Source organism: Fictibacillus enclensis, from assembly GCF_001457035.1.
GTDB lineage: Bacteria > Bacillota > Bacilli > Bacillales > Fictibacillaceae > Fictibacillus_C > Fictibacillus_C enclensis.
In genome coordinates this window covers 168,227-182,471 of sequence record NZ_KQ758618.1, presented here as the reverse complement: position 1 = coordinate 182,471, position 14,245 = coordinate 168,227, and the positions used below count along the sequence as shown (strand labels likewise).

The window sequence follows — 14,245 nt, the reverse complement described above, 5'->3', positions numbered from 1 at the left end:
ACGAAAGGATCATGCAACCATGAATCAACTGTACAAACACACAAAAAGCATATTGATAATGGGTACACTGGTTCATTTTACGGCCATTTCTTCCCATTCAGAAGAAGATAGTAAAGAAAAAATAAAAAGCGCCATACATGTTTTTCATGAAGTAGAAAGAATCTGCAGCCGCTTTGATGCAGACAGCGAGTTATCCCGCTTAACAAGAACATGTGGTGAAGCTGTTCCTGTAAGTGCCGTATTGTTTGAAGCATTGAGCTTTGCCAAGCAAATGGCCATTCTGACAAATGGAGCGTTTGATCCAACCCTTGGGAGACTCCTTGCTGCTCATGGGTTCAATCGGCACTATCTGACCAGCAAGCTGGCGCCCAGATTTGAATGTATCGATACTTCTTCAACCTACAAGGATATGATCCTGAACCGTCAGACACAAACCATTCTTTTGCGGAAGCCTTTGTCTCTGGACCTGGGGGCTGTTGCCAAAGGTTTTGCTGTCGACCTGGCCATCCGCCACTTTCAGGGAATGCATGGTTTCTCCATTAATGCCGGAGGAGATGTATATGTTGGCGGAAGAAATGAAAATAACGATTTGTGGGAGGTTGGAATCCAGCATCCCGGTAACAAAAAAAATATTCTGTGTTTGCTGAGAATGACCGACTCTGCGGTTTGCACTTCCGGAAGCTATGAACGGCAGAGCAAAGCGATTCCTTTTGCTCATCATCTTTTAGATCCCGTCAATGGACAATCCGTTACAGATTACATCAGTACAACCGTCATAGCTCCTTATACAATGGCTGCAGATGCATACTCAACAGCAGCTTTTATACTTGGCAAGCCAAAGGGCAAAGCATTTTTGGAAAAGATGGGCTGTGGCGGTATTCTGGTGGACCATGACTTGACCATAGAGAAGACCAACCAAATGGAGGAACGTTATGAATTACAATACTTTACCTGAGCAAGGAAAAAGCAGAATGGACCGAAAAAAAATGGCCCCTCCTTCTAATGTAAAAACCAAGTCTGCCCCTGCAAAAAAAACTGCAGCCTTCTTTAAAAAGCCAAAAGGCTACCTTTTATATCTGTTACTTGTTCTTTCCATTACAGGAAGCATCCATTCCCATCCTTTTCAGGGACTTGGCAGTATAGCAGCTGCTGTGTTAGCGGCAGTTGCGGTGGATATGATTTTTTCGCTTAGGCAAAAAAGAAAAACCATCAGCTGGGATGGTGCAGTAATAACAGGATTAATCATTGCTCTTGTTCTGAGTGAAGCCTCACCGCTTTATGTCTCAGCCGCTGCTTCTGCAGCAGCCATTGTTTCAAAGAACCTTTTATCATTTAAGCGCAAACCTCTTTTTAATCCTGCAGCGTTCGGCCTGCTGTTTGCGGCCATTCCTTTTCATAGCGGCCAAAGCTGGTGGGGAGCTATGGCCACTCTCCCCGTTTGGTTCATCCCCCTCGTACTGATTGGAGGATATCTTATAACCAGCAAAGTGAACAAGTTTCCACAAGTGTTTTCCTTTTTGGGCATCTATTTTATCCTTTTGCTTGTCTTAAGCTTGATGGGTACGGGAGATGTAACGGATGCATTGCGGCCACCATTTATCCAATCCGTTTTGTTCCTGGCTTTCTTCATGGTGACCGATCCGCCAACCTCACCTGCCAAATACAAGGATCAAGTGTTGTTTGGAGGAATTGCAGCCGTAATTAGCCTCGCGGATTATGTCCTGTTTGGCGGCCTTTCCTTTCTTCTGGTCGGTGTACTGGCGGCCAATGTATGGAAAGCTTGGAACGCCAACAAAAAGGAGTTTTCTTCATATTTACAAAACCTCAGGCAAACTTCTTATTCCCGACCCGCCCGCCGCAAGCATTTTCCTTAAACCCTGTCCCGCCATTATTCTTTGGCGGGACTTTTATTTATGCCCACAGGAAGCCGTACTTGAATCTCAGTGCCCTTTCCGGGACGGCTCTCCGCTTTAATGCTTCCTTTATGCTCTTCCACAATCCACTTGGCGATGGAAAGTCCAAGACCCGTTCCCCCTTCTTCCCGGGATCTGCTCTTATCTCCTCTGTAAAAACGGTCAAAAATCAACGGAAGGTCTTCTTTTTGAATGCCAATGCCCGTATCTTTAACCACCAGAAGGATGTCATGATGCTCCTTCCTGCAGATCAGGAAAATGCTCCCGTCTTCCACGTTATACTTTAAGGCATTATCCAAAAGAATAATAAGAAGCTGGTGAATGCGTTCCTTGTCCCCATTAAAGTAGATGTCACTTTCTATTGTGCTCGAACAATTGACATTCCTTGTTTCTGCAATAAATGAAAATTGATCAACCACATCTGTAATCAGTTCAGTGAGATTAAAAATTTCTTTTAAGAGCATTGCCTCATTTGAATCCGTCCGTGCGAGAGTGAGGAGATCAGCAACCAATTTATTGGTCCTCTTCACCTCTTTTAAACTGTTATACAACGCAACACTTTCTTGTTCAACCGAATGTTGCGGATGCCGAAATACGTTTTCCAAATGGGTCTGGATGACGGATAACGGGGTGCGAAGCTCGTGGGAAGCATCAGCTGCAAACGAGCTTTGACGATTCCACGCGGCTCTTATGGGAATAAGTGATCTCTCAGCGAGGAACATCCCGGTCAAGATTGAAATGGCCAAACCCAGGAGCGTACATGCAACAATCAGCTTAAGAAGATTTTTAAGCATGTAAACTTCCGGATCAATATTCAGCACCAGCTGGAGATGTTCAATGTCCGCTTTTGAAACTGATTTTGGCAATTTATCCTTTACGTTTATATCGAGAGCCCGATAGGTATGTTCGTTACTTTCGTTGTTCCAAAGAACGTGCCGGTCAGACGTAGAAGGTTTAAATCCGGCAAGATCTGTTTGGAAAGCCGTATGATCCGGAAAGCTTTTGACAAACGCGCCGTTCTTGTCCCATAAAAGATAGCTGACCTTCCGTTCTTCCCGCTCTTCTTTATGCTCACTGTCAACTTCCTTATACCCTTCTTTCTTCAGCTTCCCGGCTATGTTATGCAGCTTATCATCAATGTTATGATAGACCACATAATGCATGTAGCCATATATAACCGAACTGAACACACAAAGAACAAGGACAAGAACAACTGTGTTCATGACGACCAGCCGTATTCGGGTTTTCCTGAACATTACTTCTCCTCCTGCAGCATAAAGCCGATGCCTCTGACGGTTTTCAGAAGATGCTCACAGCCATGAAGAGCAAGTTTCTTCCGGAGATAATGCACATATACGTCAACCGCATTCAAACCAACGTCTGAACTATACCCCCAAACCCGGTTAAAAATTTGATCCCTTAAAAGAATTTGATTTGGGTTCCTTAAGAAATACTCAAGCAGCTGATATTCTTTAACGGTCAAACTGAGCTTTTTCGAATCAACATAACCATCGTATTCTGATTTGTTCAAGGTAATGTTGCCAAAGGAAAGCTCCTCTGCCGGAGTTGTCCCTCTGTCTCTCAAGAGGACTCTCAGCCGAGCCAGCAATTCCGGCCCGGCAAACGGCTTAATCAGGTAATCGTCCGCTCCGGCATCGAGCCCCTTTACTCTGTCCTCTACAGAATCCCTCGCTGTCAATAATAAGATAGGAACATGGTTCCCCTGGATTCTTAATTCTTTGACTATCTCCAATCCGTTCATTCCAGGGAGCATAATATCCAGAATTAACGCATCGTACTCGCCGTCCTCTGCCGAGAAAAGTCCATCCTCCCCGTTTTCCTCAGAAACAACTATATATTTTTCGTCCAAAAGAAGGTTCTCAATTCCCTGACGTACTCCCTTATCATCTTCTACAACAAGTATCTTCATTGAATCTCAACTCCCCACTCCACTCAAATTGCCCTAACAGCCTACCAGATCATTTTTAAAATTTCTTTAATTTAGTATTAGTTTTTCCTGAAAATAAAAAAACTGCCCAAATTTTCTGTTTGAGCAGCTTTTACCTTTCTATTATTTACGGTCATTCGGATAAACAACGCCAAGCTGGCTGCGAACCTCGTCCATAATTTCCATTACGGCAAGCGAGTTATCGTGCGAATTGATATCCGATTCCAGTTTTCCCTGCTGAATCAAGGAGATGAATTCTTTCGTTTCATAGTACATCGGTTCATGTTCGAGAGAAACCGAGATATCCCGTGAATCTCCGCCCCTGTACCGTAATTCGACCTTCTCCGGTGTATGGATCCGGTCGATGACAATGCTTCCCTTCTCCCCTTGAATCTCGGAAGGAAGGGAGGAATCGGTAATTTTCGAATACGTAATAACCGCTTCCATCGTGTCATAGGTCAGTAAAATGCTGCCTTCTCCGTCCACCCCGGTCTCAAGCTTAATTCCGCTCGCTTTAACCGACTTTGGCCGGCCAAACAGCACCACCAGCGGGTATATGCAATATGTGCCAAGGTCCATGAGTGCTCCATTTGAGAACTCTGGTTTGAACGCATTAAGAATCGTTCCTTCCTTGTACGCATCATATCGTGAAGAATACTGACAGTAGTTGCCCACATACCTTCTGATGGTTTCAATCTCGGACAAGTGATCCCTGACGGCTTTGAAGCCGGGAAGAAATGTTGATTTCATTGCTTCCATCATAACCACGTTGTTCGCCTTGGCCGATTCAATCATTTCCTTGATTTCATCGGCATTTGAAGCAAGTGGTTTTTCGCAAAGCACGTGCTTGCCATGGTTCATCAGCTCAATGACCTGCCGGGCATGAAATGAGTTTGGGCTTGCCACATAAACCGCGTCGATTAAATCGGATGAAGCAAATTCGTTAAAATCCGTGTAAACAGTCGAAACTCCATGTTTCCCTGCAAATTTCCTGCCTTTTTCCTCTGTACGCGAATAAACTGCATTCAGCTTAAACTCTTCGAGATCACCTGCTGCTTTCAAAAAGGCATCTGAAATCCAGTTTGTACCTATCACACCAAAACGTATCACTCGATGGATCCTCCTTCAATTCACTGTTCAACAGCCAGTTTACCATATTTCCGCCTTTTGTCCGTTAAAATCCGTTTATGCTTGCAGCGTTTGCAGAAATTCCTTCTGGAATGATGTTTGAAGGTCATCAACCGGCATATTGTAGCCAATTAAAATTAGACACGTAGAGCATTCCTGGTCTTCCATCCGTTCCATCTCCACTTCTTTTGAGGCAAATTGAAATTGATAGAGACCACTTGGAGAAGCAAGTTGCACCATCCCCTTCGCCCGAAGCACACTTTCCGGTAATTTTTTCAGCCACTTTTCAAAGCGAATCCGCTCCACTGCCGGAATATTTTCAATTTTAACCGCTTTAAACGGATGCTCGTGGTGATGGTCATGATGATGGTGGGTATTTGTCTCACTTTCACCCAGGGTAACGGAGACCGTGCTCATCCGCTTTTTTAACAGTTCATCAAGAGAGACGTTGCCATACACCGTCTCAAAGATTTTTACTTCACCTTTAACTAGCTTTCTCAATTTTTTATAGATTTTATCTTTATTTTTTTCCTGAATAAGGTCCATCTTGTTCAAAAGAATCAGCGTGGTGCTGCTCATCTGTTCATTAAGCATCTCCCGGATCTCCCTCGAACTGGAGAAAATGCTTTGGTATTCAAGAAATTTGCTGGCGTCTGCCAGACTGATGACCGATTGAGTTTCAAACCCGTTATGAAGCCGCGGATCAGTGAGGGCCTCCAAAATTTCCTTCGGATTGGCCACGCCCGTTCCCTCAATCAACAGAACATCCACCTGATTTTCTTCCTGCAAAAAGAATTTGAGCTCCTCCCTCAGGTCATCCTGAATCGTACAGCAGATGCAGCCGTCCAGCATTTCCAGCATTTTTTCACCTTTAAACAGATGCCCTTCCACATTGACTTGCCCCAGCTCATTCAATACAATTCCCGGTTTAAGGCCTCTGGTTTTAAAGTCGGCAAGCATTTTCAGCAATACCGTCGTTTTACCTGAGCCAAGAAAGCCGCTTAATATGTATGTTGGAATTTTTTTATGGATTGTCATCTTCTGGTTCCTCCCTTAATAACTTTATATAAATCGTAATCATTATGGTTTATCTTAACATGAAAATGGAGCAACCAACCAGAAAAAGCAATAACCATGACTTCTGAAATCTTTCTTGATATTATGGGTGTATTTGATATGGATCTTTCCGCAAAATGACAAAAAGCATTCTTTCCTGCTTTGGAAAAAATGCTTTTATCCTTCATTACCAGCTGGATTTTTTAACACCAGGGATTTGGCCTTTATGGGCAAGTTCCCTGAAAGCGATTCTGGACATTTCAAACTTGCGGAGTACGCCTCTTGGCCGTCCTGTTACTTTACATCGATTATGCAGCCGTGTGGGACTCGCGTTTTTAGGAAGCTTGCTTAAGCCCTCATAATCTCCGGCGGCCTTCAGTTCAGCCCTTTTCTCTGCGTACCGGTCAACGATGGCCTGACGCTTCAATTCCTTTTCAATCATTGCTTTCTTTGCCAATTCAGTCAATCCTCCTTATCATAAATCGTACTCATTTCGTTTTGTAGTTTACTCTTGATAAACAAAGTTGTCAAAGAAGCTGCTTTTAAACGTTTTTTGTTATCATTTCTACCGAATACCACTATACAAATGGTGGGCATCTTTTCCAAATCCATTTAAATAAACAAACGCCTTTACAAATCGTAACGATTACGATATATTTTGAAAAGAGATTGTACGGAGAGGCTGATTATTCAATGAAATATCTTAAACTTATTGCGATGCTTTCTATTTTTTCCTTCCTTCTTGCTGCCTGTTCCGGCCAAAAGGAAACAAGTTCGAATAAAGATCCTAATAAATTAACAGTAAATACGACCATTTTTCCTCTCAAGGATTTTGCAAGTAAAATCGGGGGAAAATATGTCGCGGTTAAAAATGTGGTTCCTGCAGGCGTGGAACCCCACGATTACGAGCCAACTATACAAACGATGTCAGAACTGTCAGATGGGGATTTGTTTATTTATAATGGTGCTGGTCTCGAGGGATTTGCCGATAAAGCGATTGACACACTTGATCAAAATAAAACGACTGTCATTAAAGCTACACAAGGAATAAGGCTTGAGGCAGAACACGCAGAAGGTGAAGATAGTGATCATGAACACAATCACGGCGATACCGATCCGCATGTTTTCATCGATCCGGTGCACTCTGTCAAAATGGCTGAAAATATTAAGGATGCTTTAATAAAAAAAGATCCCAAACATAAAAATGAATATGAAAAGAATTATGCAGCATTAAAATCAGAGCTGATGAAGCTTGACAAAAGTTACAAAACAACCATACAGAACAGCTCTAAAAAAGAGATTCTCGTTTCCCATGCCGCATACGGCTATTGGGAAAAACGATACGGTTTAAAGCAGATTCCGATTTCCGGTCTTTCTCCTTCCAACGAGCCGACACAAAAACAGCTGCAGTCCATCATCGAGCTCTCTAAAAAACATAACATTAACTATGTACTGTTCGAGGACAACGTGAAACCCCGTGTAGCAGATACAGTAAAATCTGAAGTCGGTGCTGAAGCCCTGTCCTTTCACAACCTTGAATCGCCAGCTAAAAAAGACAGCGATAAAGACTATATCAGCTTAATGAAAGGCAACTTGGACATTTTAAAGAAAGCTCTTCAATAAACAAAACCCTGGCAGCTTTGCCAGGGTTTTTGCGTTTACAGACTCGACATCAGCCGCTTTAAAATGCGCTGATAATCGTCCCGGTCAATACCTGGGGCAAACTCTTCTGGCAGTTCCTCAAAGTCTGGCACCTTTCCTCCTTCCGGCATGCCGTCAATAACCGTTAACTGCTGACCGGTTTCAGGGTTCTTGCCTTTCCAGATCTTGCTGATGTCCCGGTACTCCGGTTCACCCCATGTATAAAGCACATTATAGAGTCCCTGGTCCATGAATGGCTTCGCATAATCAAATTTGTTGTTATCAAGGCTCGGTACCGGGAGCATCTTTCCTACCTCCACACCCGTTGCCACTTCAATGGCTTTTGCATAAGCAATAATATGCGTCCCTCCGCGGACGAGCAGGTAGCCAATCATCGTTCGTGCTGTCGGATGGTCGGTCATTTCGTACACCCTCATTTTATGGGTACGGGCTCCAATTTCAAGCAGGTAGTTATGAAGCAGATCCGCCACGAGATTACCCGAGTTGGTTACGTATTCCCCATTCCATGGACGGCCCATTCCATCCCCAGGATAGGCGGCCTGCGCGGTCGTGGTAAAGTGCAATGAATAACGTGCGTCCTTGCCGTTTTGTAAAGGCGTCATATCCGGATCGCCCGGAAAGGTATTGCCGAATGACAATAAATTGATTGCACTTGCCACGAGCTCCACGTGGCCAAACTCTTCGGCTGTTATGCTTGCCACCAGATCATAAAACGGTTTGAACTTTTTCTTCCCGCGAAAATTGAACGATTGATACATGTAATTATTAAGTGTGGACATTTCCCCAAACTTCCCGCCGAGCAGTTCCTGAACGGCCGCAGCTCCGTTCATATCTCCATGCTCCGGCCTTGGAAGTTCAATTGCCAGTTTATTGACCCGTTTCATCATGTTGCTCCACCTCCGCTGATTTCCGCTTGATTCGCCGCCATCTCTTTCATGGCTGAGTTACTCTGGAACAAGCTGCGGATTCGGGACTACCCAGATGATTTGCTGGGTTCGGATATAAAACGAATTACCTCCGGATTCCACGACAATATGATCCGGTACCACCTGTTTAAGTGTTCCCCGGACAGAACCCCTTTCCGTTTGAACAACAACAGCCTTACCTATTACAGTCTGAAGGGTTTGAAATACATATGGATCACTGACAACCCAATTGATGTTATTCATGCTGGCCTCCCCATTCACTGCTTTTGCGTATTCCTTTATATATTTATTAGCGAAGTAAATGCATTAGTCCAAGTAAAAAAAGGACAGCCTAAGCGGCTGTCCTTCCTCCATCAATTATTTGCTTTTTTTCAGATCTTCAATGGAATTAATGTCCATGTACTTCGGAACCGTCAAACCAAGCTTTGTACCTTTCAGGTTTGGTCCAAGATCCTCAAACTTGCCTTTGTACTTGTCGTAGTAATCCTTGTGAGTGGTTGGCAGCCAGGCGGCAACCATGGCATCAGCGCTCCCGCCTGCCACACCGGCAAACATCGGGCCTGCTTCCACTTGCTGAAGTTTTACTTTATAGCCCTCTTGTTCGAGTACTTTGGCAATGACGTTCGTACTTGCAATTTCAGATTCCCAGGCTACATAAACAAGGCTGACTTCTTTGCCGTTGCCTTTTGGTGCGCCTTTGGTCCATTTCGCCACTTGCCTTTTATGTGATTTAACCCAATCCGCTGCAGCATCTGCAGGTTTTGCGCCATCCTGGACTTTCACCATCACATTTTCCATATCGGCTGGTTTCCAGTAGAACTGATCCAGAATTTTGTAGGCGCCCGGATTGTCCTGTTTAAATCCTTTACGGGTTAGCGTGTGAATGGATTCACCCTTACCATACGAACCTTTAGGATCCTTCAAATACTTCAGATCATATTTACTGAACATCCAGTGCGGTGTCCAGCCGGTAACGATAATGGGTTCTTTCTTTTCATACGCCTTTTTCAATTCTGCAGTCATCGCTGCGGATGAACCTTCTTTCAGCGTCCATTCGTTTTTCAAGCCATAATCCGTCATCCCTTTTTCAGTGGCTTTCATTAGGCCTGCCCCAGGATCAATACCTGTAATTTCATAGTTGACCTGGTCACCGACATTTTTAGAACCTGTTTGGTTTGTGACAGCAGCTTGGCTCAATGCTGTTACTGCATAAGCAATCACAAGAACTGCTGCGAGAACAGAATACACCCATTTCTTGTTGATGACGTTGCCCAAAAGCGGTTTACGAAGGTTTTGTGAAACACGGTCAAGAATAATCGCAATGATAACGATAGACAGACCCGCTTCGAAACCTTGTCCCACTTTAATCTGAGTAACAGCCCGGTACACTTCAGCTCCCAGTCCGGGTGCACCAACTAGTGAAGCGATAACCACCATGGATAACGCCAGCATAATACTTTGGTTAACCCCTGCCAAAATGGTTGGAGCGGCAAGCGGGAGCTGTACTTTAAACAGCTTTTGACCTGTGGTTGAACCAAATGCCTCTGACGCTTCAATCAGGTCGCCAGGTACTTCCCGAATTCCGAGGTTCGTCAGACGGATGGTTGGCGGTACCGCAAAAATAACGGATGCCAGAATACCAGGCACGACTCCGATTCCAAAAAACAGGATCGAAGGAATTAAGTAAACAAATGCAGGCATCGTCTGCATAAAGTCCAAAATAGGAGTAATGATTTTTTTCGCGGTATCGTTCTGGGATGCCCAGATTCCAAGCGGAATACCAATAATAATCGTAAGAACGACTGATGATAGCACGAGTGCGATCGTTTGAACTGTCGCATCCCAATACCCAAGGTTATCGATCAATAACAATCCGATCAAAGAAAAAATGGCTACACCCCATCGGCATGTATAGAGCGCGAAAAGTGTAATGATCAAGATCAGCAGGATAGGAGGACCGATATCAAGAACCTTAACAAGATTGTCCAGCAGTCCTTCAATAAAACTTGTAACGGCACTAAAAAGCGGGTCAAACGTGCTGGTAATCCAGTCTACTAAGTGGTCAACCCATTGTGCTAAAGGGATTTTCGGAAAATTCATTCGTCATCCTCCTTTCCATTCAGCCCATCACGGTTTCCAGCGAGTGCCCCGATGACCGCACCTCGAATAATAATTCCTTTCAGCCGTTTTTCTTCATCTATGACGGCAAGCGGAATTTGGGTGTTGGTCATTGGTTCAAACAAATCGGAAAGCAATGTGTCTTCCTTTACTGTCAACACGTCTTTATGCATTACATCTTCTATCGTTTTGCCCTCTTTTACTGCCATGGACGCTGCATCAGCAGTAACTGCTCCAAGCAGGCGCTGCTTGCGGTCTACGATAAAGATGCTGGAATATCCCTGATCTTTCATGATTTGGAGCGCCACACGCGGTCCTCTGTCCGGCGAGATCTTCTCTGCACGTTTCATAACATGCGAAGCGGTAAGTACACGTGATAAGTCCACATCTTCAACAAACCGTTCTACATATTCATTGGCAGGATTCATCATGATTTCTTCAGGAGTTCCAATCTGAATAATGCTTCCATCCTTCATAAGGGCGATCCGGTCGCCAATTCGAAGAGCCTCATCCAAATCGTGTGTTATAAAAATGATGGTTTTATGCATGGAGTCTTGAATTTCAAGAAGCTCGTCCTGCATATCTTTACGGATAAGCGGATCCAGTGCACTGAACGCTTCATCCATCAAAAGGATATCTGTATCGCTCGCCAATGCTCTTGCCAGACCGACCCGCTGCTGCATACCTCCGCTCAGCTGGGATGGAAACTGGTTTTCAAACCCTTTTAATCCAACAATCTCAAGGGATTTCATTGCTTTTTCATTTCGCTCTGAAGCGGAAACGTTTTGAATTTCCAATCCGTATTCTGTGTTCTCAAGCACGGTTTTGTGAGGGAAAAGTGCGAAGTTTTGAAATACCATGGAGATGGTTTTTCGGCGTACCTCTCTTAATTTCGCTGGAGGCATTTTAACGATGTCCTCATTATCAATCAAAATTTCACCGCTTGAAGGATCGATCAGCCGGTTAAGCATTCGGATCAGGGTTGATTTACCACTTCCGGATAGCCCCATGACCACAAAGATCTCGCCGGGATAGATATCAAACGATGCATTGTTTACTCCTACCGTACTGCCTGTTTCTTTAAGGATCTCTCTTTTGGATTTTCCTTTTTTTAATAATTGTACGGCTGTTTTCGGAGATTTTCCGAAGATTTTCGTTACATTTTTTACACTGACTTTTGCATCCATTTAATCACCTCTGTTCTTTCGACATTATACGACAACAAATAACAGTAACTTTTTTATTGTATAGAAGTTTCCTTGTTACACCAAATTATGTATTCTAGGATATATAAGTATGTGACAGGTGCTATTAGGAATGCCTAGGATTAGCCATAATATACTTACATATCTTAAGTTATCCTCCCAAATACTCTTATATGCTTCCTTCTGAGGGGACTTTATATCCTAATAAATGGAAAAAAATACTGGTTCATATATAATAGAAGGTGGCAAAAGAAGGAGTTTCCTCTTATTTATATGTAAAGAATTACGACTAAGTCTGAAGAATATGATATGGTAAATATCTAGGTTTTTACACCGATCCTGTTAGGTAAGGAGAAACTATGCAAATATTTTCGATGCACATATTTTCTTACGTTTTAATGTTTTTTTCTATCTTAAATATACTGCTTGCCGCCATCATCGTTTTTAAGGAACGAAGAGATGCCAGCTCCACTTGGGCATGGCTCCTTGTCCTTGTTTTCATTCCTTTAGGCGGCTTCTTTCTATATCTAATGCTCGGCCAAAATTTGAACAGGCACCGGCTTTTCCATTGGGATGACCGCAAAAAGCTTGGACTGGAGCAGATGTTAAAAAAACAGATCACCCACATCCGGGATGGCTCGTTTGAATTTAGCAGTGAGCCGGAACGGGCGAGCCAGGATTTAATCTACATGCAGCTTCTAAACAATGAAGCTCCATTTACAAGCGACAATTCTGTAGATATTTATACGACAGGCGGAGAAAAGTTTAAAAACCTTCTTCATGATATTGATCAGGCACAAAACCATATCCACCTGCAGTATTACATTATAAAAAAAGACAATCTCGGCCGAAGAGTTCGCGATGCTCTTATTGAAAAAGCCAAACAGGGAGTAAAAGTCAGAGTTCTTTATGATGAGCTCGGATCAAGAACCCTTCCTAAAAACTTCTTTGCCGACCTTCGAAAAGCAGGAGGAGAAGTGGAGGTCTTTTTCCCAAGCAAATTTGCCTTTATTAATTTTCGTATGAACTACCGCAATCATCGTAAAATTGTCATTATCGATGGAAAAATCGGGTATGTTGGCGGGTTTAATATTGGGGATGAGTACCTTGGCCTCAGTCCGAGATTTGGAAATTGGCGTGACACCCACCTGAGAATTCAGGGGAAAGCGGTCCTTTCCATGCAAACCCGCTTCATACTTGATTGGAACCAGGCGTCGTACGGACATGATATTGATTATGATCCGGTATTGTACCCCAATGAAGACGCCAAAGGAACGGTCGGCATGCAGATTGTTACAAGCGGGCCTGAATCGGAGTGGCCGCAGATCAAGGACGGCTATATCAAAATGATTTCGATGGCAAAAAAGTCCATCACCATACAAACACCTTATTTTATTCCTGATGCGAGCTTGCTGGACACGTTGCGTATTGCCTGCCATTCCGGCGTCAATGTGAATATCATGATTCCCAACAAGCCTGATCATCTTTTTGTGTATTGGGCCTCACTGTCCAATATCGGCGGTTTGCTGAAAGCAGGAGCCAACGTGTATATTTACGACAACGGCTTTATCCATGCCAAATCTATCGTAGTAGATGATGAGATCTCCTCTGTCGGTACAGCCAATTTCGATATCCGCAGTCTGAAGCTGAATTTTGAGATTAATGCTTTTATCTATAATAAAGATGTAGCGAAACAGCTGACCGATGCCTTCCAGGAGGATGTCAAACTGTCCCGTAAACTGACCTGGGAAGAATATCAGCACCGATCCCGCTGGATCCGGTTCCGGGAGTCCATCTCCCGGCTCCTGTCTCCTATCTTATAAAAAACAAAAAAACCGCCTTGGCGGTTTTTTGCTTGTTGTATCTCTCTGTGGTAAACCGCCTTGGCGGTTTTTTGCTTGTTGTATCTCTCTGTGGTAAACCGCCTTGGCGGTTTTTTTGCTGTTGTGTCTCTTTGTGGAAAACCTATTTATGCTCCTTTTTCAGCCATTCGGCAACAAGCCTCGCGTCCCCACCGGTTAAAATCCCTGCGGGCATGCCGTTTCTTCCTCTCAGAATGACGCTCATGATCTCTTTTTCGGAATATTTACTTCCGATTTTCTCCAGGGACGGACCTGTTCCGCCTTCCAAATTGTTGCCATGGCAGGAGGCACAATTTTGCTTATAGACGCTCTCAGCCGCCTCCATATTTTGTCCTTCATGATACTTTTTCTTTTCGCCGGCATTGTTGGACGAGCATGCGGCAAGTAGAAGCATCGCCAAACTGAACATCGCGAGTTTCTTTTTCAT

The 14,245-nt window shown here is 43.9% G+C and carries 14 protein-coding genes; 4 read left to right on the top strand and 10 right to left on the bottom strand.

Annotated elements, in window-relative coordinates; translation table 11 throughout:
- The first annotated feature begins 19 nt into the window (after positions 1-19).
- Both AS030_RS11295 and AS030_RS11290 read left to right on the top strand, forming a co-directional pair.
- On the top strand, positions 20-955 hold the full coding sequence (locus AS030_RS11295; protein WP_061971958.1) for an FAD:protein FMN transferase: 936 nt from the start codon (positions 20-22) through the stop codon (positions 953-955).
- Positions 933-1,874 (top strand): RnfABCDGE type electron transport complex subunit D, encoded by a 942-nt coding sequence (locus AS030_RS11290; RefSeq protein WP_061971957.1) that lies wholly within the window; start codon positions 933-935, stop codon positions 1,872-1,874. The genes AS030_RS11295 and AS030_RS11290 overlap by 23 nt, the downstream gene beginning before the upstream one ends.
- 14 nt (positions 1,875-1,888) lie before the next feature.
- Here AS030_RS11290 and AS030_RS11285 read toward each other — a convergent pair whose 3' ends face one another.
- The 5 genes from AS030_RS11285 to rpsN all read right to left on the bottom strand — a co-directional run bounded on the left by AS030_RS11285 (position 1,889) and on the right by rpsN (position 6,502).
- Complete coding sequence (locus tag AS030_RS11285) at positions 1,889-3,169, bottom strand: sensor histidine kinase (protein ID WP_061971956.1); 1,281 nt, start codon at positions 3,167-3,169, stop codon at positions 1,889-1,891.
- Positions 3,169-3,843, bottom strand: a complete 675-nt coding sequence (locus tag AS030_RS11280) for a response regulator transcription factor (protein ID WP_061971955.1) — start codon at positions 3,841-3,843, stop codon at positions 3,169-3,171. The genes AS030_RS11285 and AS030_RS11280 overlap by 1 nt, the downstream gene beginning before the upstream one ends.
- 141 nt (positions 3,844-3,984) lie before the next feature.
- Complete coding sequence (locus AS030_RS11275) at positions 3,985-4,971, bottom strand: Gfo/Idh/MocA family protein (RefSeq protein WP_061971954.1); 987 nt, start codon at positions 4,969-4,971, stop codon at positions 3,985-3,987.
- 75 nt (positions 4,972-5,046) lie between these two features.
- Positions 5,047-6,027, bottom strand: a complete 981-nt coding sequence (locus AS030_RS11270; protein WP_061971953.1) for a CobW family GTP-binding protein — start codon at positions 6,025-6,027, stop codon at positions 5,047-5,049.
- A 205-nt stretch (positions 6,028-6,232) separates the two neighbouring features.
- Entirely contained in the window at positions 6,233-6,502 is a 270-nt protein-coding gene (gene rpsN / locus AS030_RS11260) for a 30S ribosomal protein S14 (RefSeq protein ID WP_061971951.1), read from the bottom strand.
- 236 nt (positions 6,503-6,738) lie between these two features.
- Between rpsN and AS030_RS11255 the strand changes: the two genes are divergently transcribed.
- Positions 6,739-7,668: a metal ABC transporter solute-binding protein, Zn/Mn family gene (locus AS030_RS11255; protein WP_061971950.1), complete on the top strand. Its 930-nt coding sequence runs from the start codon at positions 6,739-6,741 to the stop codon at positions 7,666-7,668.
- Positions 7,669-7,703: 35 nt separating this feature from the next.
- Here AS030_RS11255 and AS030_RS11250 read toward each other — a convergent pair whose 3' ends face one another.
- The 4 genes from AS030_RS11250 to AS030_RS11235 form a co-directional block, all read right to left on the bottom strand.
- Complete coding sequence (locus AS030_RS11250) at positions 7,704-8,594, bottom strand: manganese catalase family protein (RefSeq protein ID WP_061971949.1); 891 nt, start codon at positions 8,592-8,594, stop codon at positions 7,704-7,706.
- Between the two features lie 57 nt (positions 8,595-8,651).
- Positions 8,652-8,876 carry a YuzF family protein gene (locus tag AS030_RS11245; protein ID WP_061971948.1) on the bottom strand — a complete coding sequence of 75 codons (225 nt, stop codon included), beginning with the start codon at positions 8,874-8,876 and terminating at the stop codon, positions 8,652-8,654.
- Between the two features lie 114 nt (positions 8,877-8,990).
- Entirely contained in the window at positions 8,991-10,733 is a 1,743-nt protein-coding gene (locus tag AS030_RS24565; protein WP_061971947.1) for a glycine betaine ABC transporter substrate-binding protein, read from the bottom strand.
- The gene (locus AS030_RS11235) at positions 10,730-11,938 is read right to left on the bottom strand and encodes a quaternary amine ABC transporter ATP-binding protein (RefSeq protein WP_061971946.1); all 1,209 of its coding nucleotides are present in this window, start codon (positions 11,936-11,938) and stop codon (positions 10,730-10,732) included. The genes AS030_RS24565 and AS030_RS11235 overlap by 4 nt, the downstream gene beginning before the upstream one ends.
- Positions 11,939-12,330: 392 nt before the next feature.
- Between AS030_RS11235 and cls the strand changes: the two genes are divergently transcribed.
- A complete protein-coding gene (gene cls / locus AS030_RS11230) occupies positions 12,331-13,779 on the top strand; it encodes a cardiolipin synthase (RefSeq protein ID WP_061972898.1) in 1,449 nt (482 codons plus the stop codon).
- A 142-nt stretch (positions 13,780-13,921) separates the two neighbouring features.
- On the opposite strand, the gene cccB is transcribed toward cls, so the two are convergent.
- Complete coding sequence (gene cccB, locus AS030_RS11225; protein WP_061971945.1) at positions 13,922-14,245, bottom strand: cytochrome c551; 324 nt, start codon at positions 14,243-14,245, stop codon at positions 13,922-13,924.

Bases quoted from the DNA above. Each gene is read 5' to 3' on its own strand.
- AS030_RS11290 (WP_061971957.1), top strand. From the start codon at position 933: ATGAATTACAATACTTTACCTGAGCAAGGAAAAAGCAGAATGGACCGA.
- AS030_RS11280 (WP_061971955.1), bottom strand. From the start codon at position 3,843: ATGAAGATACTTGTTGTAGAAGATGATAAGGGAGTACGTCAGGGAATT.
- AS030_RS11255 (WP_061971950.1), top strand. From the start codon at position 6,739: ATGAAATATCTTAAACTTATTGCGATGCTTTCTATTTTTTCCTTCCTT.
- AS030_RS11295 (WP_061971958.1), top strand. From the start codon at position 20: ATGAATCAACTGTACAAACACACAAAAAGCATATTGATAATGGGTACA.
- AS030_RS11235 (WP_061971946.1), bottom strand. From the start codon at position 11,938: ATGGATGCAAAAGTCAGTGTAAAAAATGTAACGAAAATCTTCGGAAAA.
- AS030_RS11250 (WP_061971949.1), bottom strand. From the start codon at position 8,594: ATGATGAAACGGGTCAATAAACTGGCAATTGAACTTCCAAGGCCGGAG.
- AS030_RS24565 (WP_061971947.1), bottom strand. From the start codon at position 10,733: ATGAATTTTCCGAAAATCCCTTTAGCACAATGGGTTGACCACTTAGTA.
- cccB (WP_061971945.1), bottom strand. From the start codon at position 14,245: ATGAAAAAGAAACTCGCGATGTTCAGTTTGGCGATGCTTCTACTTGCC.
- AS030_RS11285 (WP_061971956.1), bottom strand. From the start codon at position 3,169: ATGTTCAGGAAAACCCGAATACGGCTGGTCGTCATGAACACAGTTGTT.
- AS030_RS11270 (WP_061971953.1), bottom strand. From the start codon at position 6,027: ATGACAATCCATAAAAAAATTCCAACATACATATTAAGCGGCTTTCTT.
- cls (WP_061972898.1), top strand. From the start codon at position 12,331: ATGCACATATTTTCTTACGTTTTAATGTTTTTTTCTATCTTAAATATA.
- AS030_RS11245 (WP_061971948.1), bottom strand. From the start codon at position 8,876: ATGAATAACATCAATTGGGTTGTCAGTGATCCATATGTATTTCAAACC.